This is a genomic window from Yaniella soli (assembly GCF_054782375.1).
The window spans coordinates 17,231-36,240 of sequence record NZ_BAAGSP010000028.1; the positions used below are offsets into that span (position 1 = coordinate 17,231).

20 protein-coding genes and 1 pseudogene are annotated in these 19,010 nt (G+C 55.7%); 10 read left to right on the forward strand and 11 right to left on the reverse strand.

The genetic code is table 11. The features are described from left to right. Positions 1-612, reverse strand: coding sequence for an alpha/beta hydrolase (locus tag ACYVJT_RS12625; RefSeq protein ID WP_343956755.1), 612 nt, complete (start codon positions 610-612; stop codon positions 1-3). Between the two features lie 226 nt (positions 613-838). Continuing rightward, on the reverse strand, positions 839-2,284 hold the full coding sequence (locus ACYVJT_RS12630) for a PucR family transcriptional regulator (RefSeq protein WP_343956754.1): 1,446 nt from the start codon (positions 2,282-2,284) through the stop codon (positions 839-841). Positions 2,285-2,396: 112 nt separating this feature from the next. On the opposite strand from ACYVJT_RS12630, the gene ACYVJT_RS12635 reads away from it, so the two are divergent. From ACYVJT_RS12635 to ACYVJT_RS12645, 3 genes are all read left to right on the forward strand, one after another. Further along, complete coding sequence (locus tag ACYVJT_RS12635; protein ID WP_343956753.1) at positions 2,397-3,494, forward strand: alcohol dehydrogenase catalytic domain-containing protein; 1,098 nt, start codon at positions 2,397-2,399, stop codon at positions 3,492-3,494. A gap of 32 nt (positions 3,495-3,526) precedes the next feature. Next, positions 3,527-4,966 (forward strand): APC family permease, encoded by a 1,440-nt coding sequence (locus ACYVJT_RS12640; protein WP_343956752.1) that lies wholly within the window; start codon positions 3,527-3,529, stop codon positions 4,964-4,966. Between the two features lie 169 nt (positions 4,967-5,135). Then, positions 5,136-6,521, forward strand: coding sequence for an NAD-dependent succinate-semialdehyde dehydrogenase (locus ACYVJT_RS12645; protein WP_343956751.1), 1,386 nt, complete (start codon positions 5,136-5,138; stop codon positions 6,519-6,521). 118 nt (positions 6,522-6,639) lie between these two features. Here ACYVJT_RS12645 and ACYVJT_RS12650 read toward each other — a convergent pair whose 3' ends face one another. From ACYVJT_RS12650 to pdxS, 4 genes are all read right to left on the reverse strand, one after another. Continuing rightward, positions 6,640-7,131 carry a DUF456 domain-containing protein gene (locus ACYVJT_RS12650; protein WP_343956750.1) on the reverse strand — a complete coding sequence of 164 codons (492 nt, stop codon included), beginning with the start codon at positions 7,129-7,131 and terminating at the stop codon, positions 6,640-6,642. 8 nt (positions 7,132-7,139) lie between these two features. Further along, positions 7,140-8,444, reverse strand: a complete 1,305-nt coding sequence (locus ACYVJT_RS12655) for an endonuclease/exonuclease/phosphatase family protein (RefSeq protein ID WP_343956749.1) — start codon at positions 8,442-8,444, stop codon at positions 7,140-7,142. A gap of 179 nt (positions 8,445-8,623) precedes the next feature. Then, positions 8,624-9,526 carry an EamA family transporter gene (locus ACYVJT_RS12660; protein ID WP_343956747.1) on the reverse strand — a complete coding sequence of 301 codons (903 nt, stop codon included), beginning with the start codon at positions 9,524-9,526 and terminating at the stop codon, positions 8,624-8,626. Between the two features lie 39 nt (positions 9,527-9,565). Continuing rightward, positions 9,566-10,447 (reverse strand): pyridoxal 5'-phosphate synthase lyase subunit PdxS, encoded by an 882-nt coding sequence (pdxS, locus tag ACYVJT_RS12665; protein WP_343956746.1) that lies wholly within the window; start codon positions 10,445-10,447, stop codon positions 9,566-9,568. 124 nt (positions 10,448-10,571) lie between these two features. On the opposite strand from pdxS, the gene ACYVJT_RS12670 reads away from it, so the two are divergent. From ACYVJT_RS12670 to ACYVJT_RS12685, 4 genes are all read left to right on the forward strand, one after another. Further along, positions 10,572-11,306, forward strand: a complete 735-nt coding sequence (locus tag ACYVJT_RS12670; RefSeq protein ID WP_343956745.1) for an AzlC family ABC transporter permease — start codon at positions 10,572-10,574, stop codon at positions 11,304-11,306. Then, entirely contained in the window at positions 11,287-11,646 is a 360-nt protein-coding gene (locus ACYVJT_RS12675) for a branched-chain amino acid transporter permease (RefSeq protein ID WP_343956744.1), read from the forward strand. The genes ACYVJT_RS12670 and ACYVJT_RS12675 overlap by 20 nt, the downstream gene beginning before the upstream one ends. A 74-nt stretch (positions 11,647-11,720) precedes the next feature. Beyond that, positions 11,721-12,941 carry an MFS transporter gene (locus ACYVJT_RS12680; RefSeq protein ID WP_343956743.1) on the forward strand — a complete coding sequence of 407 codons (1,221 nt, stop codon included), beginning with the start codon at positions 11,721-11,723 and terminating at the stop codon, positions 12,939-12,941. Further along, complete coding sequence (locus ACYVJT_RS12685; RefSeq protein ID WP_343956741.1) at positions 12,923-13,285, forward strand: SDR family NAD(P)-dependent oxidoreductase; 363 nt, start codon at positions 12,923-12,925, stop codon at positions 13,283-13,285. The genes ACYVJT_RS12680 and ACYVJT_RS12685 overlap by 19 nt, the downstream gene beginning before the upstream one ends. A 79-nt stretch (positions 13,286-13,364) precedes the next feature. Here the strand turns inward: ACYVJT_RS12685 and ACYVJT_RS12690 are convergent, their stop codons facing one another. From ACYVJT_RS12690 to ACYVJT_RS12710, 5 genes are all read right to left on the reverse strand, one after another. Continuing rightward, the gene (locus tag ACYVJT_RS12690; RefSeq protein ID WP_343956740.1) at positions 13,365-14,294 is read right to left on the reverse strand and encodes a hypothetical protein; all 930 of its coding nucleotides are present in this window, start codon (positions 14,292-14,294) and stop codon (positions 13,365-13,367) included. A 273-nt stretch (positions 14,295-14,567) separates the two neighbouring features. Then, positions 14,568-15,179, reverse strand: coding sequence for a TetR/AcrR family transcriptional regulator (locus tag ACYVJT_RS12695; RefSeq protein ID WP_343956739.1), 612 nt, complete (start codon positions 15,177-15,179; stop codon positions 14,568-14,570). Positions 15,180-15,363: 184 nt separating this feature from the next. Next, positions 15,364-15,657 carry a CrcB family protein gene (locus ACYVJT_RS12700; protein ID WP_343956738.1) on the reverse strand — a complete coding sequence of 98 codons (294 nt, stop codon included), beginning with the start codon at positions 15,655-15,657 and terminating at the stop codon, positions 15,364-15,366. Between the two features lie 108 nt (positions 15,658-15,765). After that, positions 15,766-16,926, reverse strand: coding sequence for an FUSC family protein (locus ACYVJT_RS12705; RefSeq protein WP_343956737.1), 1,161 nt, complete (start codon positions 16,924-16,926; stop codon positions 15,766-15,768). A gap of 399 nt (positions 16,927-17,325) precedes the next feature. Continuing rightward, positions 17,326-17,757: an Hsp20/alpha crystallin family protein gene (locus tag ACYVJT_RS12710; protein WP_343956736.1), complete on the reverse strand. Its 432-nt coding sequence runs from the start codon at positions 17,755-17,757 to the stop codon at positions 17,326-17,328. A 97-nt stretch (positions 17,758-17,854) separates the two neighbouring features. Here ACYVJT_RS12710 and ACYVJT_RS12715 point away from each other — a divergent pair, with 97 nt between their 5' ends. From ACYVJT_RS12715 to ACYVJT_RS12725, 3 genes and pseudogenes are all read left to right on the forward strand, one after another. Further along, positions 17,855-18,154: a MerR family transcriptional regulator gene (locus ACYVJT_RS12715; RefSeq protein ID WP_343956735.1), complete on the forward strand. Its 300-nt coding sequence runs from the start codon at positions 17,855-17,857 to the stop codon at positions 18,152-18,154. Continuing rightward, on the forward strand, positions 18,151-18,342 hold the full coding sequence (locus tag ACYVJT_RS12720) for an Rv3202a family protein (RefSeq protein WP_343956734.1): 192 nt from the start codon (positions 18,151-18,153) through the stop codon (positions 18,340-18,342). Before ACYVJT_RS12715 ends, ACYVJT_RS12720 begins: the two co-directional genes overlap by 4 nt. A 266-nt stretch (positions 18,343-18,608) precedes the next feature. Further along, a pseudogene (locus tag ACYVJT_RS12725) lies at positions 18,609-18,896 on the forward strand (IS982 family transposase); the annotation flags it as partial. Positions 18,897-19,010 lie beyond the last annotated feature (114 nt).

Here is a 19,010-nt window from a genome sequence, read left to right on the forward strand (position 1 = left end):
TCAGCTCCCATTCTGCAGTAGAAACGGCGTGATGGCCGATGGGGTTTCAGCCTCGGTGACCCGGGTGTGGCCTGTCAACCAGTCGCGCGCGAAGTCCGCCGACGGCTCGGGTTGTCCGGTGACCACCCATAACACCGGTGTGTTGGTCATGGTTGCTTCGGGACTGTCCAGGGCGGCGAGCATGGGGTTATCGATGATGTACCCGTTGATGCCGACTACCCCGGTGATGGCTTCGGGGCGCACACGCAGCATCGTGGTGGCCAGTGCGGCTCCCTGGCCGATGCCGAGCACTTGGATGCTGGTGTAGCCGGTGGTGCCATATTCGTCATCGTCGATGGCGTCGAAGACGCGGTGTGCTGCGGCGATGATTTCGGGAAAGTTGGGATTGGCGTAGTGGCGACTATTGAACCAGCTGTGACCGAAGGTGGCTTCGTGTCCGGCCTGGATGGCCAGCCCGGTGGTGTTTTCGGGCAGGTGGCCGAAGGTGTGTTCGGCTGCGGTGTCAACAGTGGAGTCTGCGTCGTGCAGGATCAGTACGAGGGCGGTGTTTCGCGCGTGTGCGGGGTGGGACCAAATGACGCGGTGGCCGGTGTCCAAGGTTTCAGGGTACATGCCCTTTACTCTAACGAAGGTTCCCGCATTCTATTCATCACTGCCAATTCCGAGCGCTACCCCGTATCAGTCGCAATTTTTCCTGCGTCAGTAGCCGCGTTTCGTACAAATACGTCGGACAATTTTTGTCTCTGAGTGTCGTCACAGGCGCTCAAGACCTCAACAGAAATTTTTCGGTGCGAGACACTGCTTTTTAAGATACATATCAGCGTACTAAATGCAGAGATCATTGCATGTCCTTTGCACGCAAACCGAACCAAAGCAGTGCCCGGTCATCAGGATCGTCAACATTCAGATTTAGAGTGGTTTGGATCCGCTGGATCCGATTCATAAGAGTTTGTCTATGAATTTCAAGCTCGCTAGCAGCAGGTTTCCACGATCCATTATGGGCAAGATATACCCTCAGAGTCCTGATCATCTCTTGTGAGTTAGGCTCCGACAAAACGAGCGGATCAAGCAAAGTGGCAAAATTCGCACGCTGTTCATCTGACAATGTCACGAGCCCCTTCCTAATGGAAAGCAGATCTGAAAAGTGGACAGCTGTCTTCTTCATCCTCTTCGCAACATCATGAGCTTGTCTAGCCTGGTGCAACGCACGACCCAGCATACTGACCTCCAATTCATCCCCGACCCCAAGAACTACACGTTCCCCTCGATTAGTCCGGAAATCTTCGGCAAGCGCTATTAACTTTGAGAGCGCAGACCCCTGGACGAAGCCGTAAGCTTCCCCGACGTGACCGAAGTAGAGCGGGTTAGCACCCAGACGGCGTAGCCAAAAGGAAACCAGACGTTCAGTATCAATGTTCCGCGTCTTCGAAGACACAACAAATGCACTCAATTTTTTTACATTAATCTTCCATTGCTTAAGATAGTTCTCAGCCTCCTTATTTTGATCGAGGAGAGTATCTAACATGAGCTTCCGCCCAAGTCGTTCTGTCTCCGAAACTTTTGTCGTTCCCATCATGAATGCAAGGAGAGCAGCTGCGTGTGCTGCAATCGATCGCGTGCGGTATGCGCTTTGCGACCTCGCAGCAATCACCAGACGCGCGGTCTGCTCTCCGCTCGAATCTGTACCGACTAAATGAACTTGTAAGTCGGGGTACCGTATGCGGACGGGCCTATTTAGCACTACTGAAATTGCATCCTCAATATGAAGACGCGCTGCTCCGACGCTCTCAATCACTTGTCCGTGTGTGTCGAGAAGAACGGCCCAACCATCAATAAAACGTGAAAGATCACTCAGCACCCCTTGGATCCCGCCGGTACGAGCGACCAAAGTCAAACCGCGCATGGCAGAGGTTACGAGTCGATCTTCATATGCAAAATTCGCGGTTATCACCATGCTCAACATGTCCGTCACGTCATGCTCGATCTTTGCGGGGCCCAGAATGTATGTAAATCCCGCCTCATCAAGCGTTCTCGCCGCATCAAAAGAAGTCGGCTCAACTAATAAGACACAACCCCGGAGTAGTGACAGAAATTGACTTGAGTTTTCTTCAAAACCCATGAGATCAGCTTCGGAACAGCTCACTAATGTGGCATGCGACGAATATCCATGCACTCTCAAATCCTCAATCCTAACGATCTCGGCGACTCGTTGGTTGAGGTTCGTCACGTTCGTAATTGCGCGCCCTTGGAAATACGTAAGAACCGATTCAATTGTGATAGCCATGCCCCTGATTGTACAAATAGTCTATTTCGTTTCCCGTTTTTCGACATTTTTTGCAGTGACACGAAGCACACTACCGCTTAGTCTCATTGGACATCATTTGAAGGAGGAAACTTTGAAAGCTGTCGTATTTCAAGAACCAAATACACCTACTCAATTTGGCAATGTCGAGGTCGAAGGGCCGAAGGCCGGCGAAGTCCGCGTCAAGATTGCCGCTGCAGGAGTGTGTCACTCAGATTTACACGTGATGCGGGGAGAGTGGGACGTCACGGCTCCTCTCGTCATGGGCCATGAGGGCGCCGGCGTGGTAACGGAGCTCGGCGACGGCGTCACGTCGTTAGCAGTGGGGGACCATGTAGTCCTCAGCTGGGTCCCACCTTGTGGGGAATGTCGATACTGTATGGCTGGACACGAGGCGCGTTGCCAGAAAGTTGCCACACTCGTTGCTCCGAAAGGTGTGCTATTCGATGGCACATCTCGGCTCAGTCGCGGCGACGAAACGTTGCACCACTATCTAGGTGTATCGTCGTTCGCAGAGGAAGCGATCGTACCTGCATCTGGTGCAATTAAAGTACGGGACGATGCGCCTCTCGATATACTCGCTGTCGTTGGTTGTGCTGTTGCTACTGGTGTGGGAGCCGTAACGAACACCGCGGGCGTCGAACCCGGCTCGACTGTAGCTGTCATTGGCTGCGGCGGTGTTGGGCTAAATATCATTCAAGGCGCGAAGCTTGCTGGCGCGGAGCGGATTGTCGCAATTGATTTGCTTCCAGAAAAAACCGATGTCGCAGGACAATTTGGCGCCACCGATCGGATCAATGCCTCTGAAGGAGACAGTGTTGAGCAGCTTTTCGCGCTGATCCCCGACGGCGTTGATTACGCGTTCGATGCTATAGGCAGAACAGAAACCACTGAACAGTCAGTTCAAATGCTGGCCCTCGGTGGAGCGTCCGTCATTGTAGGACTTCCACCGACCGGTGCGAAAGCTTCGTTTGAACCTCTCGTCTTGGCAGAATCTGACCAACGAATACTCGGGTCAAATTACGGTTCAGTTCGTCCTTCCATAGACATCCCCGCCATTGTCGACCGCTATATGGACGGGCAGATCAAGCTCGAACCTTTGATCTCTAGTCGCAGACCACTCTCAGAAGCACAGCAGGCACTCGACGACCTGCAATCGGGCGGCGCGCTTCGCACATTACTCATTCCATAAACACGGTTCTTTTAAAACTAGGAGACGTTCACGTGACAACAACCGAAAAAACTTCATCGAATACTAAAAATGATTCTGGTTTGCGCGAAGGGGTCATGAGCGGGCCCGAACTGGCCGCTCAAGCAATCGCAAGCATCGCCCCCAGCGCAGTTATTGCATTCACCGCCGCAGAAATATTTCTGGGTGCGGGCACCGGAACGATCTATGCTTTCGTACTCGCCACAGCAGTAATCCTTTGTGTAGGTTATATAGTCTCATTCTTCGCAAAAAGGTTCCCATCTGCGGGTTCCCTCTATACTTATGTGTCTAAAGGCCTCGGCCCAACCGCCGCATTCATCGCTGGAATGGCACTCATGATCGGTTCCTGGGGGATCGCAACTGGCTCTCTGAACGGAGCGGTTTCCTTTACCATGGACGTTCTGCGACTCCTCGGGTTGAGCTCAATTGAGGGAATTACGTGGGCCGTGATCCTAACTATAACCATCGGTGGGCTCGCCACTTTTTTCACCATTCAGGGTATCCGCGCATCAGCTCGGGTGTCTTTTGTGCTTGAGCTCGTATCTATCGCGATTATCCTCGTACTTTTGATCTCGGCACTGTTCTGGGCAGGTGCGGCTGGGTGGGATCCTTCTCAGTTCACGCTGGAAGAGACACCTTTCCAAGGGGTCGCTGCCGGTATGGTTCTCGCAATACTCGGGTTCGTAGGCTTTTCGTCTGCAGATGCTCTTGGCCGCGAAGCTCGTAATCCGAAGAAGGCGATCCCTCGCGCCATCATGTGGAGCGCGCTCGGAGTGGGTATTCTTTATGTTTTTGCCGCTTACACACAGATTGCTGTGCTCGGTGATGAATTAGGAAGCGTCGCCAGTCCACTCGAAGCGATGCATGAGAAGATCGGCATGCCTTTCTGGTTTGGCCCCGTTCTACTATTCGGGGTAGCTGCCTCTTTCTTCGCAGTCGTCGTAGCCCCACTCAATGTTGTTGGTCGCATTATCTATGTGATGGGCAAAGAAGGAGTTCTACCTGAAGCATTCGGTCGAACGCACGACCAGCATTTAACGCCCCATAGAGGTCTATGGCTCGCCGGTGGTCTCATGATCACCCTCGATATCATTATGATCGTTACCGGAAACAACCTCATGGATACACTCGTCTGGGTCGATACCTACGCTACGTACGGCTATATGCTCTCATACGCACTCGTGGCTATTGCCGGGGTAGCGTATATCAAGAAACACAACATAAAAAATCCGCTCTTGCCTGTACTTGCCATGGCAGCGGTCCTTGCGATGGCGTACGTATTTTTCGCGAATATCTGGCCCGTGCCCGACTTTCCGGTGAACATTCTGCCCTATTTGTTTGTCATCACTATGTTAGCGGGCTTCGCCAGATACAGATATGCAATCAAAAAAGACCCGAAAGTAACCGAACGGATCGGAAACACACATACCGAAATGATGGAAGGGGTCGGCTAACTCGTTTTTAGCCTCTGCTTCGAACCTTCTAGGTTCCGAAGCAGAGGCCTAGATCCACGTTTTCCAAGGCCACGTTTTCAATCACAGCAATGCTGACAACAATATTTCGAAACCTACCTTGGTTGATGTGAAGGTTCATTCGGACACCCCAAATAGAATGGAGAATCTCTTGACGACGTCACCCGTATACCGCGGAATCAACCCTGCCACTGGCGAAATAAACTGCGAACAGCCATTTATTGAAACAGCTCAGATAGGTGCCATTATCAATGCTTCTCAAGAGGCATTCGCTTCTTGGAGAGACCTCGATATCACAGCCCGCGCAGCAAAGGTCGATAGGATCGCGCAGCTTTTCGAAGAACATGTCGACGAACTTGCACAAATCATGACGAGGGAAATGGGGAAACCATTAGCTGAAGCGCAAGAAGAAACGAACTTTTGTGCAGAAATCTTCCGATATTATGCAACTCACGGTCCGCGTCTTGCCGCCGACGAGCAAGCTTCTGAAGATGAAAGTAGCTTTTCGATTATCCAACGCCGCCCCGTTGGGCCACTCTTAGGTATTATGCCTTGGAATTTCCCTTACTATCAGGTCGCACGGTTTGCGGCTCCAAATCTTGTGTTAGGAAATACCATCCTCCTCAAGCACGCTGAGTCCTGCCCAGAGACCGCCCTCGCCATACAAAAGATCATGGATCAAGCAGGCATACCGTCAGGCGTTTACCAGAATATCTTTGCCACGCACGAGCAGGTTTCCGAAATCATCGCGCACCCGACCGTGCAAGGGATTTCACTGACTGGTTCCGAACGTGCCGGTTCTGCTATCGCGGAGCAGGCTGGCCGTCATCTCAAAAAAGCTGTCCTAGAACTGGGTGGGTCGGATCCTTACGTAATTCTGTCTACGACCGACATTACACAAGCAGTAGAACAAGCCTTGGCAGTGCGAATGGAAAACACTGGACAAGCCTGTAACTCGAACAAACGCATGATCGTGATGGACGACATCTATGAGGATTTCGTGGCAGAAATGGTCAAGCAGGTATCGAACTTGGAACCTGGCGATCCATCAGCAGGTGACCCTAATACTTATGCTCCGATGTCCTCCGCAGGCGCTGCAGACCTGATTATAGATCAAATCGAGCGCGCAGAGAGGGCTGGTGCGACTATTCACACGGGCGGAGCCCGCGCGAACAGACCCGGATACTACGTCCAGCCCACAGTCGTTACAGGGATCCCCCAAGGTTCAGATATATACTACGAAGAGTTCTTCGGGCCCGTCGTATCAATATATAAAGTCAGCTCTGACGAGCACGCCCTCCAGCTTGCGAATGACACTCAATATGGTCTGGGTTCAGCAGTATTCGCAGCCGAACCGGGTCGAGCAGAGAAACTAGCCGAAAATCTCGACGCCGGGATGGTTGGGATTAACCGCTCGCCCGAAGAATCCGCTGAAGCGCCCTTTGGAGGGGTAAAACGCTCCGGGTACGGTCGTGAACTCGGCCCGGTGGGAATGGACGAGTTCGTTAACAAACGCCTTCTAACGAAACAAAAATAGCACGCAGCTAAAACCTCATTCCATGACGTCGTTGGCCGCTGGGATTCCACCGGCCAACGACGTCTCTGCTGTTTAACGGGCTAGTAGTAGAAGAATAACGTTATAGGCCATCGCAGACTTAGCTGACGAAGTGGATGAGGGTCCCGAGCCCGAAGACGCCCAGGGAGATGATGACGCAGCCGATTTCGATGAGCATGCCCAGTCCCATGGATTTCATGGCTTGGATGGAGGATTTCATCGCGGCGGTGGCGTCGCGTCGGCGGTAGTATTCTGCGCCGAAGAGGCCGAGCGCGAAGCCGATGAACAGCCCGAGGAATGGGATGACGAAGATGCCGACGATGGCGGCTGCGGTGGCGATCAGGATGGGCGCTGTGGGGATGCGTTCGCGCCGCATGGTTCGCCCGGTGAGTACGAGTGAGGCGCTCATGCCGACGAGACAGAGTGCTGCGGCGATGATGCCGGTGGACCAGGATGCTGATGAGCCGAGTATCCAGGCCCAACCGATCATGGTGGCCACGGCTACGGGTGAGCCGGGGACGATGGGAAAGATGATGCCGATGATGGCGAGCAGCATGAGTACTGCTGCGATGATGGTGACGACGATTTCCACGAGCGTGTTTAGTCACTGATGACGGTATCGGCCCACACGAGGTGGTTGGCACCGTTGGTGGGTTGCATACCGAAGAAGCCGTTGGCGACGTCGCCGCCGGTGTCGAGGACGCCAGAGTCGGTGACAGTCATATCTGAGCTGACCAAAACGTAGTCGGCCCGGTAGGAGTCGCTGTCACCAGTGGGGCTGGGGGCCGTGTGGTACCGGTCGCCTGGTCCGTCAGGGAGCGCCCCGCCTCCGAGTGCGCTGGAAGCCAAAGTGCGTGTTGGTTGGGGGTCGGTAATCTCGTCGGATTCCAACAGACTGTTGATTGCATCGGGGTTTGCTGGGCCGTCACCCTGGGGGTCGGCTTTCAGGGAGCCCGCGATGACGAATTGTTCGCCGTCTGCCAGTGGTCCGCGGTCGCCGCGGTGGTCGGTGATGTAGTCGGTGTCTTCGTCGAGATAGTCTTGCCAGAATCGGATCTGGTCTTGGTTCCGTGCCGAGCCCTTTTCTCTGTTGGAGGCATCAGCCGCGGATGAGGCGAGCACGTGGACGGTTTGGCCCTCGACATCGACGGGGACGTCCCAGTGAGACACGGAGGCGAGCGGGAGAATGTCGCGCTCTAGATCGGTGACGTCTTCTGGAATGTTATTGCCTGGCATCTTCGACCACGGCAGTGAGGTGAAATCACGAACGCCCTCGGTGTCGATGGGATACCGGGAGTAGATGATCATCGAGGACTGTCCGGGGAAATCTCCGTAGCCGAGTGCATCGCCGGGGCCGCCGATGGTGCCGTCACGGTCAAGATCTGCACCGGATTCCACGCCTGCATTTGATTGCGCTGTGTAGCTGTACGGGTAACTGATGCCGCCGTTGTCGCCTTGACCAACGGCCAGGTAGTTCGTATTGAACGCGTCGACAAGTTCGTCTCCGCCGTGAATATCGATGCCGGTCAGTACCAACACATCTGGTCGCACGGTCTGGATCACGTTGGCGACTTCGGTGGCATCTTCGGTCCCGGGTGCCGAGAGCTCTTCGAAGAGTTCTCCGGCACTTGGACGAGTCAGATTTGCATCGTAGGTGGCCACGCGCAAGGCGTTTTCTTCAGCTTCTTCTAAAACTGGCGCAGTTTCGCCTTCCGATGCGGTCTCGACCGTTGAGGTGTCAGCGGTTTCGACGTCATCGCTCGGGGCAGGGCATACAGTCTGATCGTTTGACGTTTCCGTTGCCGCTGCCTGTTGTGGAGACGCAAAACTGAGTGCGAGACATCCGGCGGTGGCCGCGATGAGCACTGTTTTTTGCACTCCAAAACTAGGGCGAGTTTTCTGCATATGGGCCAGCATAGACTGGATGCAAGACGAGTAAAAGGCCGAGTGAACACGCGAGAACTTACCCATCCGAGCTTGTTTTCCCTAATAACGCACCAGCATGCCGTTCGGACCGGTTACCCGCGCTGCACCGTCATTTTTTTCGCAGCTAAGTCTTGACCAGAATGTGACCATTTCGTGATCTACTCGTGGTTTCGCGCCTCGTGCTGCTCGACCACTTCGGTACTGAGCCTGGCGGCGGTCGCCGTCATGCCGACCGTCGCACCGATGATGAGCACAATGGCCAGCGCGCGCAGTGCACCAAAAGTCTGGTCGAGGGCCACCCAACCGATGAGTGCGGCAAACACCGGCTCCAGACTGAGCAGGATGGAAAAGGTATGGCGTGGAAGTCGTCGAAGGGCCGCCAACTCCAGCGACGTGGGAATGACCGAGGACAACAAGGCCATCACCAGCGCGATCCAGTAGATTTCCGGGGTGAGGCTCAGTTCGACGAGACCCGTAAAGTCGATGGGCAGCAGCACGAGTGCGGCAACCAATGTAGCCACCGGTAGTCCCTGGAGTCCAGGGAGGTGTTGACCGACCCGAGAGCTGAACAAAATATAAAACGCCCACGAGGCCCCCGCCAGTGCTGCAAAGAGCACACCGATAATGTCAAATGATGCAGCGCCCGTCGTGGACTCGACACCGAGCACAACCAGCCCGATGCCCGCGGCACCAATCCAGATGAGGTCGCGGCGGTTGGTCGACAGGATGACCGCGAGCGCGAGCGGTCCAACGAATTCGATGGCCACGGTGACCCCGAGCGGGATACGGTCGATGGCGGCATAAAAGAACCCGTTGAGCCCGGCGATACTGATGCCGAACAGGATAATGTCGCGCCAGGCGGCACCGCTGAACCGCCAAAATGCGGGCCGCACGAGCACTAAGAGCATCAGCGAGGCCAGCGCGAGACGAACTGCTGCGACGCCCCATGCCCCGCCGATGGAGAACAGTTCGGTGGCTACGGCCGCACCCAGTGGCAGCGAAAAGGTCGCCACGATCACCATGATGACACCGGTCACCGAGATGCCGCGCGTGCGGTCCACCAAACTGCTCCTCCTGCTACAGGTTCTTGACTTTAGCCCCTACCAGCCACGTTCGGCGAGGCGGTGGGGCGCGGCGATATCGGCGACGTTCAGCCCAACCATCGCGTCCCCGATGCCACGAGATGCTGCCGCGACAGCCTCGGGGTCGTTGTAGTGCTGTACGGCTGACACAATGGCGCGAGCGCGTGCGGTCGGATGATCAGAGTGGAAAATTCCTGAGCCCACGAACACCCCGTTGGCGCCCATTTGCATCATCATCGCCGCATCGGCGGGTGTCGCAATGCCACCGGCGGTAAATAGGTCAACTGGCAGCTTACCGTCTTTGGCAATCTGTTTCACCAACTCATACGGGGCCTGCAGTTCTTTGGCGGCAACGAATAATTCGTTGTCGTCCTTGGCGGACAGTGCGGCCATCTCCGCCTTGAGGGTACGAATATGCTTCATAGCTTCGGAGACGTCGCCGGTGCCGGCCTCGCCCTTGGAACGTATCATCGCGGCACCTTCGGTGATCCGGCGCAGCGCTTCACCCAGGTTGGTCGCACCACACACAAACGGCGTATTGAAGTCCCATTTATTGACGTGATGGACGTAATCGGCGGGCGAGAGCACTTCGGACTCATCAATGAAGTCGACGCCAAGCGTTTCAAGAATCTGCGCCTCGACGAAATGTCCAATACGCACCTTGGCCATCACCGGCACCTCGACGGCCTCAATGATTGATTCGATGAGTTCGGGGGCCGAGCTTCGGGCAATGCCGCCTTGAGCGCGAATATCTGCGGGGACCCGCTCGAGGGCCATCACCGCGGTGGCTCCGGAGTCCTCGGCGATTTTGGCCTGTTCTGCGGTGACCACATCCATGATCACGCCACCGCGAAACGGTGCGGTGAGTCCGGTTTTTCCATGCGGGTTGTGAGCGTTCATAACATCCTCTCGTTTTGACCTATGCCAATTTTGGCCTAGGTCAAACAATAGCTTAACTTTGCGCCGGCCTCCACGTTGCGCAACACGACCCCACACAGTGCGGATTGGGTGAGAACATAGACCTATGAACACTGGGTCTACGACGGGTACTGCCCCACCAAACCGTCGACGTGAAATCATTACCGGCCTGAAACTTGGCATCGGCCCCGGATTGGGCCTGTTCCCACTGGGCATTGCGCTGGGACTGTTAGCCATTCAATCCGGCCTGCCCGCATGGGCGGTGCCCGGGCTGTCCATCGTCGGCTATGCCGGGTCGCTCGAATTCTTGATGATCGACATGATGACGGCCACCACCGGGTTGGTCACCATCGCCGTCACCACCTTTTTTGTGAACTTCCGCCACGTGTTCTACGCATTTTCCTTCCCCTTGCACGTGATCAAGAATCCGATCGCGAAGTTCTACTCGATGCACGCCCTGATCGACGAGGCCTACGCCGTCACCGCGGCCCATCCCACCGGCTGGACCGCCGCGCGTCTGTTGTCGATGCAGATTTCGATGCACTGCTACTGGGTCGTCGGAGGACTCGTCGGCGTGGTCATTGCCTGGAGCATCCCGGGCACCATCGCCGGACTCGACTTTGCCCTGCTGGCGCTGTTCATCACGCTGACCCTGGATGCGGTGCGCACGCGCGAACAACTCCCCTCGCTGGCCATTGCGACCATCGCCTTTTTCGCAGCAATGTTCATCACCCCGGATCAAATCATCTTCGCGGGCATGATCATCTTCATGGCGCTACTGACCATCCGGTACTTCACTTCGCGTCGAAAGGGTGGCCTCTATGGTCCTGCTGACGGCTAGCGCCGCCACCGTCCCGGCAACCGGCTACATCATTGCGGTGTTGGCCATCATGTTCGTGGTCACATTTACCCTGCGTGCGCTGCCCTTTGCCATCCTGGCCAAACTGCGCGACTCCACATTCGTCAACGTCATGGCCCTGTGGATGCCCGCCGGAATCCTCGGCCTGCTCGCCATCGCACTGTTCCACTCGACCGCATCGACACCCGATACCGCGTTGTGGAAACTACTCGTCGCCGTGGGCGTCACCATCGCCTCCCACCTCCTACTGGGCCGGCGCACGCTGGTCTCAATCGGGCTGGGCACCGTGACCTACGTGATATTCGTGAACTTTCTGGGCTGATATATTACCGTCCGCACATCGGCGCATCGACGATGGGGTTACACTAAACGAGAGCTCGACCGGAAGGATGCCCCATGAGAACCATGACGCCCTGGGTGCTGGCTGTCCCTTCGCTATTTTTCATGGCCTGGGGTGGCAACCATTTCACCCCGCTGCTACCGCTCTATGGTGAACACGCCGGCCTACTCGACTGGCAAACGAACTTCCTGCTGGGCACCTACGTGATCGGCCTCGTCCCCGGCCTGCTCATCGCCGCAGCCCTCTCGGATGTCTACGGCCGCAAACCCCTGACGCTCGTCGGACTAGCCTCGTCGGCACTGGGCAACCTCATCATCCTGCTGGGCGCCGCTTCGGTGTCCATGTTGTATACCGGCCGCTTCTTCGCCGGTCTCGCGGTGGGCATCGGCATGTCTGTGGGCACCTCATGGATCAAAGAACTTTCCTCACGCGACTGGGATCCACGGGCCACTACCGGTGCCGGGGCTCGTCGCCCGTCCCTGACGATGACGCTCGGGTTTGGCGTCGGGGCCGCTGTGAGCGGCGCGCTGGCCCAGTGGGTCCCCGCGCCCACGATGACGCCGTTCATCGTCACGATCTCGATGCTGGTACTGACCATCATCCCAACCGCCCTGGCACCCGAGACGGTTGGGGCCACCGCACCACAACAGCCACCGCAGCAGTCCTGGCTGCGCCAGTTGCACACCCCGAGCGCTAAGCACCCCGATTTTCTCATCAAAGTCGCGACCGCCGCGCCGTGGGTATTTGGTGCCGGCGGTATTGCTTACGGCCTGATGCCACTTGTGTTAGCCGATGCGACCGGCGACTTTACCACCCTGTATGCGACCATGATGTCGGTGCTGACCCTCGGCGTCGGGGCCTTCGTTCAGCCGTTTGCCCAGCGCATCGACCGTAAACTCAACGGCCGCGCCCTGCCACTGGGCCTGGCGGTCGTCGCCATCGGCATCGCGCTCGCCGCCCTAGCCGCCTACCAAGCCGGGCCGATCACCGGCATCATCACCGCCGTCGTGCTGGGTACTGGGTACGGCACGGTGCTGGTCACCGGGCTCTATAGGGTCCAAATGATCGCCGCACCACGAGACCTCGCAGGACTGACCGGACTCTTCTACGCCCTGACCTACGTCGGGTTCCTCTTCCCAACGTTCATTTCCGCGCTGCTGCCGGTCATGCCGTACTACGTCACCCTGCTCATCTTTGCCGGGCTCGCGCTCATCTCGATGATCGTCGCCTTTGGACGCATCCGCTACGTTCGCGGCCCGTGGGGCAAGCGCGGCTAAACCACGACGGGCTGTATGGCACGCGCTATCAGACTCCAGCGATGCTGGAGGCAGGTGCCAAGAAGTCCGCGATCGTGAACATTTCATCAATTCACGGGTCCGTTGCCGCTCCGAATAACGCCGCATACACTGCCGCCAAGCACGGTGTAGTTGGTCTGACCAAAAACGCCGCCGCCGAATACGATTCACAGAAACTGCGTATCAACGCCGTTGGCCCGGCTTACATCAAGACGCCACTGCTAGAAAAATCTCTAGACGAAGCCACGATGACGGCACTGGAAGAAAAGCACACCCTGAATCGTCTGGAAACCTCAGAAGAAGTTGCCACCCTGGTGACCTTATAGGCCGACTCAACTATTCGAGCTCGCGGAACAGTTCTTCGGAACGTTCCGCGAGTTTTTTTATATGGCATGGACGACCGCACTATTCACCAACGTGCACTCGAAAACTGCTGACCCAATCGAGCAACTGTGAATATTCCTCGGTTTCTACCAGCGCCTGCATGGCCTCAAGCCCTTCTAATCCGGTGAGTTCTTCAGCGGCAGACTGATTAATGGTCCCAGCTGCGATGGTAATGATTTCATCCCACCATGAGCCGGCAGTTGACTCTGAAAATGGCGTGATGAAGGCAGTCATGCCGCCGTCAACTGTCTTGGGATCTCCCAGGTCGGCCTTGGCAGCGTATGGTGCGACAACCAAGATGTATTGTTCGTCTTCAAATCTTCCATCGAATAGCCCAAATGAAGGTCTGGCGTCACCCAGTGCAGGATTCTCTGCAATCACAGCTCGCAGCCACAGGTCATCACCTTCAGCATTGTCGTATCCGATGTCGAGTGGTTCGGCATGGAGGAGTTCGGTTTCATCTGGATCCAAAGCCACCACATCCGGCCACGGAATATTTGCGAACACGTCCAGCGTCACGGTCTCTTCGGGATTGGTTATGATGGCCTGATGTGCCGTGTGACCATTAAATTCCGGTGCTGATCCTTCCTCAATGATGGTCTGCGTCATATCTTCAATTTGGGTGTCCCAGGGCTCTGGGATGTCGAAGGTCAAATAGCCATCGCTAAGTTCGACGGTAGTTTTCGCTTCGACAGTTTCCGTCGGAGTCGGTTCAGGGATTGCATCGGCTGTGGGCTGTGCGGGCGTTTCCGGTTTCGCTTCGGGCTGGGGTGAGGAACACCCCACTCCTACCAGCGCAAAAGCCGCAGTAACAACGAGGGCCCTGAATAGTGGACCATGCGATTTTGTCATGTGCCCCACAATAGAAAATTGTGCAGCACCCTGAGGAGGGCTCATCGCTCGATTGCCGTCTTTATCGGCCATCTCCCAGCGGTAGATTGCGGTGGTCATCGGTCTAAAGAGACCAGTCTCTAAATCTCTCAAATCTTGGCAAAATTGAAAGATTGTCAGATTAAGGCACCCTCTAATCTGACAATATTCAGGAATTCTCGCATTATTGACAGATTGAGGGGGTCGCTAATCTGTCACTTTGTGGTAAAAACCAGAATGTTGACAGATTAAAACGCCGCTTTCATGGTCAATAACCACGAAATCCACGTTTTTCGAGCATCTTTGACAGATTAAGGTGGCCAATCACAGCCGCAGCGCGCTTGCCTATCACAGCTAGGCCAGCTCGACCTCAGATGCGCCGTTGGTAATCAAGCGCTTCGCCATATCTCGAGCGCTGTGCAGCAACCGATCGTCACCATCCACACCCAAATGCACGATGGCACCCTCCATCAGAAGAAACACTTGCTCTGCCACGGTCTCAGCCTCATCGTAATCGGGATGCGTGTCTTCAATAAGCCCGATGAGGTAGCGCAACACGAGCCCCTTGTGTGCCTGGACGATTTGATACCCGGGGTGATCAGTTGCCAGTTCGGCCGCCGCATTAATGAAGGCACAGCCGTGATCCGAGGTTTCGGCGTCGAGAATATACGAGTCGAAAAACGCCAACGCAGGCGAAGGCGGATGTGCTGCAAGACCCTCTTCCATGCGTGCCCACCACCGGTGATGGCGCGCCTTCAAGTGAATGGCAACGAGGTTGTCTTTTGAACCGAAGCGGTCATAGAGCGTGCGCTTAGTGAAGCCAGATTCGGCGGCGATCGTGTCCACCCCGACGTTGTAAATACCGTGCTGATAGAACAGGCCCGAGGCGACTTCCAGAATCTTTTTCGCCCCGGCCGTCAGCTCAGGGACATCGAGCACTTCAGCGGCGTTCTCTTCGGCTGCCATAATTCTTCTCACCTCGGTTAACTTCACAGGACTGTATAGTTTACACTGGGAGATATTCACAGACCTGTGAAGCGTAATTTTTGTGCGGGAGCGTGGGCATTCTTGCAGACCAATCACATGCAGTTCCTCAATCGTGTGACTGTTAATTTCGTTTGGCGGGGTTTTACAGCTTCGTTTGGCGGCTTTAGGGGAGGGCTCCGAGCCAGATCCCGGCGCCGGCTGCGAGTGTGCAGATTGCGAGTAGTTCCCAGGCCAGTGAGCGTGGCGCGCCGTAGCGGTGTTGTTCCGCGAGACGGATGGTCTCGACGCTGGCGATACTGAACGTGGTGTTGCCGCCCAGCAGCCCGCCGCCGATAGTTGTGGCGATCTGGGCAGGTACGAGGCCGTTGCCCACAAGGCCAAGGAGCAATGAGCCGCTGAAGTTGATCAGGATCGTTCCAACGGGGAGCGTTCTTTTGGTATGGTCACAACGACGCATTCACCCCCAAGCCAACTCAATCATCATCGTTCGCCGGCTCATTCGCCAAGCTTGGTCAACCCATCGCTGGCAGACCCGAACGAAACCCTAGTCTAGTGGCCCGCGTTCTTAGGCTGCTGCTTTCGGAGAGGCTTGGCGGGCCTCGCGCGCTGAAGCGACGTCGTCGACAATCATGACAATGTGTTGCAGGCTAGAAATCAGTGCCCCATAGACAGGCCAGTTGATATTGGGCAAATGATCCGCGCTGGACATCTTTGATGCGAGTTCAGTGAGGCGGTCGCGTTCAGTCTCTACGGTACCTTCGGGGTCTGCAATGGCGACACCGACGTCGTGGGCAATTTCAACCCAACCTTCGCGGAATTCGGTATCCCATTCGCTGAGATCGTAGGAAGCTTCCCGAAGAGTCCGAGTCAGGTTGCGCAGATGCGAGATGCCCTCGTCGACGCGGTTGAGGATTTCTTCGTAGCTGATGATATCTTGTTGCGGTCCTTGGCGTCGCCTGAAAATTGCCCTCGGGTTTTTGCGCTGGCTTTCTCTGGCTAACCGAACGGTTTGCCACGCGGATTCTAATTCGGAACTCATCGATTCAGTTTCTTTGAGCCAGTCTTCAGCGCTGTCCGTGTCCCATTTTTCAGCAAACTCATCGGACATATCTACTAGAACAGCGCCCATGCGTCGATTAATGCTGTCGACATAGCGGGCAGCTTGTTGATCTTTGAGTGGTGGGATCACGAGAAAGTTTACTACGATGCCGATCCCTACCCCCAGTAGCAGTTCCATGAACCGTTCGGCGAACATGGGATCGTCTGCGGTGAAGATAAAGATGGCTGTGGTTGCAATAGCTACTCCCTCGTCCCGAATCCACGAAATGCGGGCTCCAAATAACCCCACGAGCAGTGCCAGCGCAAACGTCCAGATATTGACGCCGAGAAATTGCATGATAACAAAGGCTAAGCCCATGCCTACGGTGGAAGACACTGCGGTTTGTGCGCCGCGCGAGAGCGAACGGTGCACTGTGGCATGAACGGTCAAAAGGGCCGTCCACGGGGCCATGAACGCTACTTCTGAATCCAGCACACCGACAGAAATGGCCCAAGCGGAGGTGCCAGCGACGACTGCTTTGATGGCCAGTAGTAGATCGGAAGTGGTTTCGGGGCTCCTGAACCACCTGAGGAAGCGTCCGCGTCGTGATTGCCCTTTCTGACCGATATAGTGCGTTGAGTTGGCGGCTCTCGACGATAAACCGGCCGTTTTGCGTTCTGAGGTCATGAACGGTCCTATCCGTTAGAGTGCCATGGAGCCAGACAGAATCAGCAGTCATGCCGGGCGGTCCATTTTCGTTAACGCGTGCGACACCTCTACCGTAAGTGTCCAAGCGACATGTGCGACACAATCCGAGGAATGTTTCCGGCCCACACTTCGAGCCAATGATGGTCGATCTAAGTGTGGGCCGGCGAGGCAGCTGCCTCTGGAGGGTGTTTCTATGTTTGTCAGCGAATTAGCATCCGCGGGGGACGCTCATAACTAGCAAGGTGGCTCCGTGACGGCGATCCAATCAAACTCATCTTCGCCGTCTCGTCCAGCAGTAGACGCGGGGCCGGTCGATAGTGAGGAGATATCACTGTTGAGCTTGATCATGGTGCCTCCTTTTCTCTGAGTTTCAGCCGGTTACGGTGTGATCGATTGTTGTTCACTTCCACCGTCACTGACCTCAATCTTGCGTGGCTTCGCAGATTCAGCCACGGGGATCTCGAGCGCCAGTACTCCAGCGTCATAATTAGCCGTGATCTTATCGGTATCTAGGTTGTCGCCGAGCACGAGCTGTCGGCTAAATGTGCCGCGGGGGCGCTCTGCTGCAAGGCGTTCCTTGTTGTCATCGAGTTTCGGACGTTCGGCTTTTACTGTCACAACATTGCGCTCGACGTCCAGATCGATACTGGAGGTATCAACACCGGGTAGGTCAAACTCGACATGGAAAGTGTCTCCTTCGCGCCAAGCGTCCATCGGCATAACGGTGGGCCGAGCCGCAGTCCCGTTGCCGCCAAGGACTTGCTGGGTTAGGCGGTCGAATTCACGAAATGGATCGGTACGCATCAGCATGCTTGCTCCCCTTTCTATGTTGATCTGTAGCGGAAACCTCTAGCATCCACTATACATTTGTTATAGCATAGCTTGTATAGCAATGCAAGGAATGTTGATGAGAAATTCAGAACGCTTCGAAAAGAGCGATGAGCACAGGGCCGTGTACACGATTTCAGTTGCAGCTGAGATCGTCGGTGCTGGCGTACAGACGCTGCGAATGTATGAGACACGTGGCTTAGTGGATCCGGCCCGCACAGAGGGCGGAACGCGTCGCTACAGTCGCAGTGATATTGAGCGTCTGAGTCGTGTCACGGCTTTGATCGATTCCGGCCTTAATCTCGCTGGTGTTGAGATGGTGCTCAATTTGCAAGACGAAAATGCTAGGCTTCGAGCCCAATGGAAGGAGCAGACATGATGGCAGAACGTAAAAAGGTCAATCTAGAAGTCCCTGAAGAGGAGCTGGCCGAGCAGATTATCTCTGGCGAAGGAGAGGGCGACGAGACGTTAGCGCCCATGGAGACGCGGGACAGTTCGGTCAGCGAAGTCGATTGGATCGAACAGCAGCAAGATGTACCGCTCGATGACGACGAGCGGGAAGATTAGACGAAAAGATGGTGTCGCGGCCAAAGCCTGACATCCTGTCCCCGCCGAATGAAGCTGTGAAAGTCCACCAAAGGAGGTAAACAGTCACAGTCATACATACATAGCAATTACTGAAAAATGTCGGTTCCTTATAAAAACGAAAACTGTCCTAGATGAGTAAGTCCTAATTCGCGGGTTGGTGACGGCGCGTTTCGAGGGTGGATATTTCTGAGTTTTTGCGTCGATCGGACCTGTTAAAGCGGGTTGGAGGGTGTTAAGAATATGTTGTGAATACAAACTTAAACACCCTCCTGGTAACACTGTACGTTTTCATCACTGATAAAGTCATCCCAGCCTACGACCCACCGGTGCGGCGTGGTCGAAACCACCAGCTCACCGATGCTGAATTGCTGTGCTTGCCGATTGCTCAGCATCTCACCCACGGGGAGTCCTCGGAGTCCAAATGGGTCCGCTACGCCCGAGAACACCTGGCCGATGTGTTCCCGTATATTCCGCAGCAATCCGGCTATAATAAGCGCATCCGCGCTGCCTTTGGATTGATCCAGCACACTGTGAGACTTGGAAGTGGCTGGTCTGGGACTGGCTGACTCTTCTATGTCCGTCAAGCCAGTTGCATCGAGACAGCTGAGGCATTGAGTACTTTGAAGATCCGTCGTGCGATGTACCGT

Coding starts and splice junctions, on each gene's coding strand:
- ACYVJT_RS12625 (WP_343956755.1), bottom strand. CDS start 612: ATGTACCCTGAAACCTTGGACACCGGCCACCGCGTCATTTGGTCCCAC.
- ACYVJT_RS12630 (WP_343956754.1), bottom strand. CDS start 2,284: ATGGCTATCACAATTGAATCGGTTCTTACGTATTTCCAAGGGCGCGCA.
- ACYVJT_RS12655 (WP_343956749.1), bottom strand. CDS start 8,444: ATGCAGAAAACTCGCCCTAGTTTTGGAGTGCAAAAAACAGTGCTCATC.
- pdxS (WP_343956746.1), bottom strand. CDS start 10,447: ATGAACGCTCACAACCCGCATGGAAAAACCGGACTCACCGCACCGTTT.
- ACYVJT_RS12670 (WP_343956745.1), top strand. CDS start 10,572: ATGAACACTGGGTCTACGACGGGTACTGCCCCACCAAACCGTCGACGT.
- ACYVJT_RS12675 (WP_343956744.1), top strand. CDS start 11,287: ATGGTCCTGCTGACGGCTAGCGCCGCCACCGTCCCGGCAACCGGCTAC.
- ACYVJT_RS12680 (WP_343956743.1), top strand. CDS start 11,721: ATGAGAACCATGACGCCCTGGGTGCTGGCTGTCCCTTCGCTATTTTTC.
- ACYVJT_RS12690 (WP_343956740.1), bottom strand. CDS start 14,294: ATGACCACCGCAATCTACCGCTGGGAGATGGCCGATAAAGACGGCAAT.
- ACYVJT_RS12695 (WP_343956739.1), bottom strand. CDS start 15,179: ATGGCAGCCGAAGAGAACGCCGCTGAAGTGCTCGATGTCCCTGAGCTG.
- ACYVJT_RS12700 (WP_343956738.1), bottom strand. CDS start 15,657: ATGCGTCGTTGTGACCATACCAAAAGAACGCTCCCCGTTGGAACGATC.
- ACYVJT_RS12705 (WP_343956737.1), bottom strand. CDS start 16,926: ATGACCTCAGAACGCAAAACGGCCGGTTTATCGTCGAGAGCCGCCAAC.
- ACYVJT_RS12710 (WP_343956736.1), bottom strand. CDS start 17,757: ATGCTGATGCGTACCGATCCATTTCGTGAATTCGACCGCCTAACCCAG.
- ACYVJT_RS12715 (WP_343956735.1), top strand. CDS start 17,855: ATGAGAAATTCAGAACGCTTCGAAAAGAGCGATGAGCACAGGGCCGTG.
- ACYVJT_RS12720 (WP_343956734.1), top strand. CDS start 18,151: ATGATGGCAGAACGTAAAAAGGTCAATCTAGAAGTCCCTGAAGAGGAG.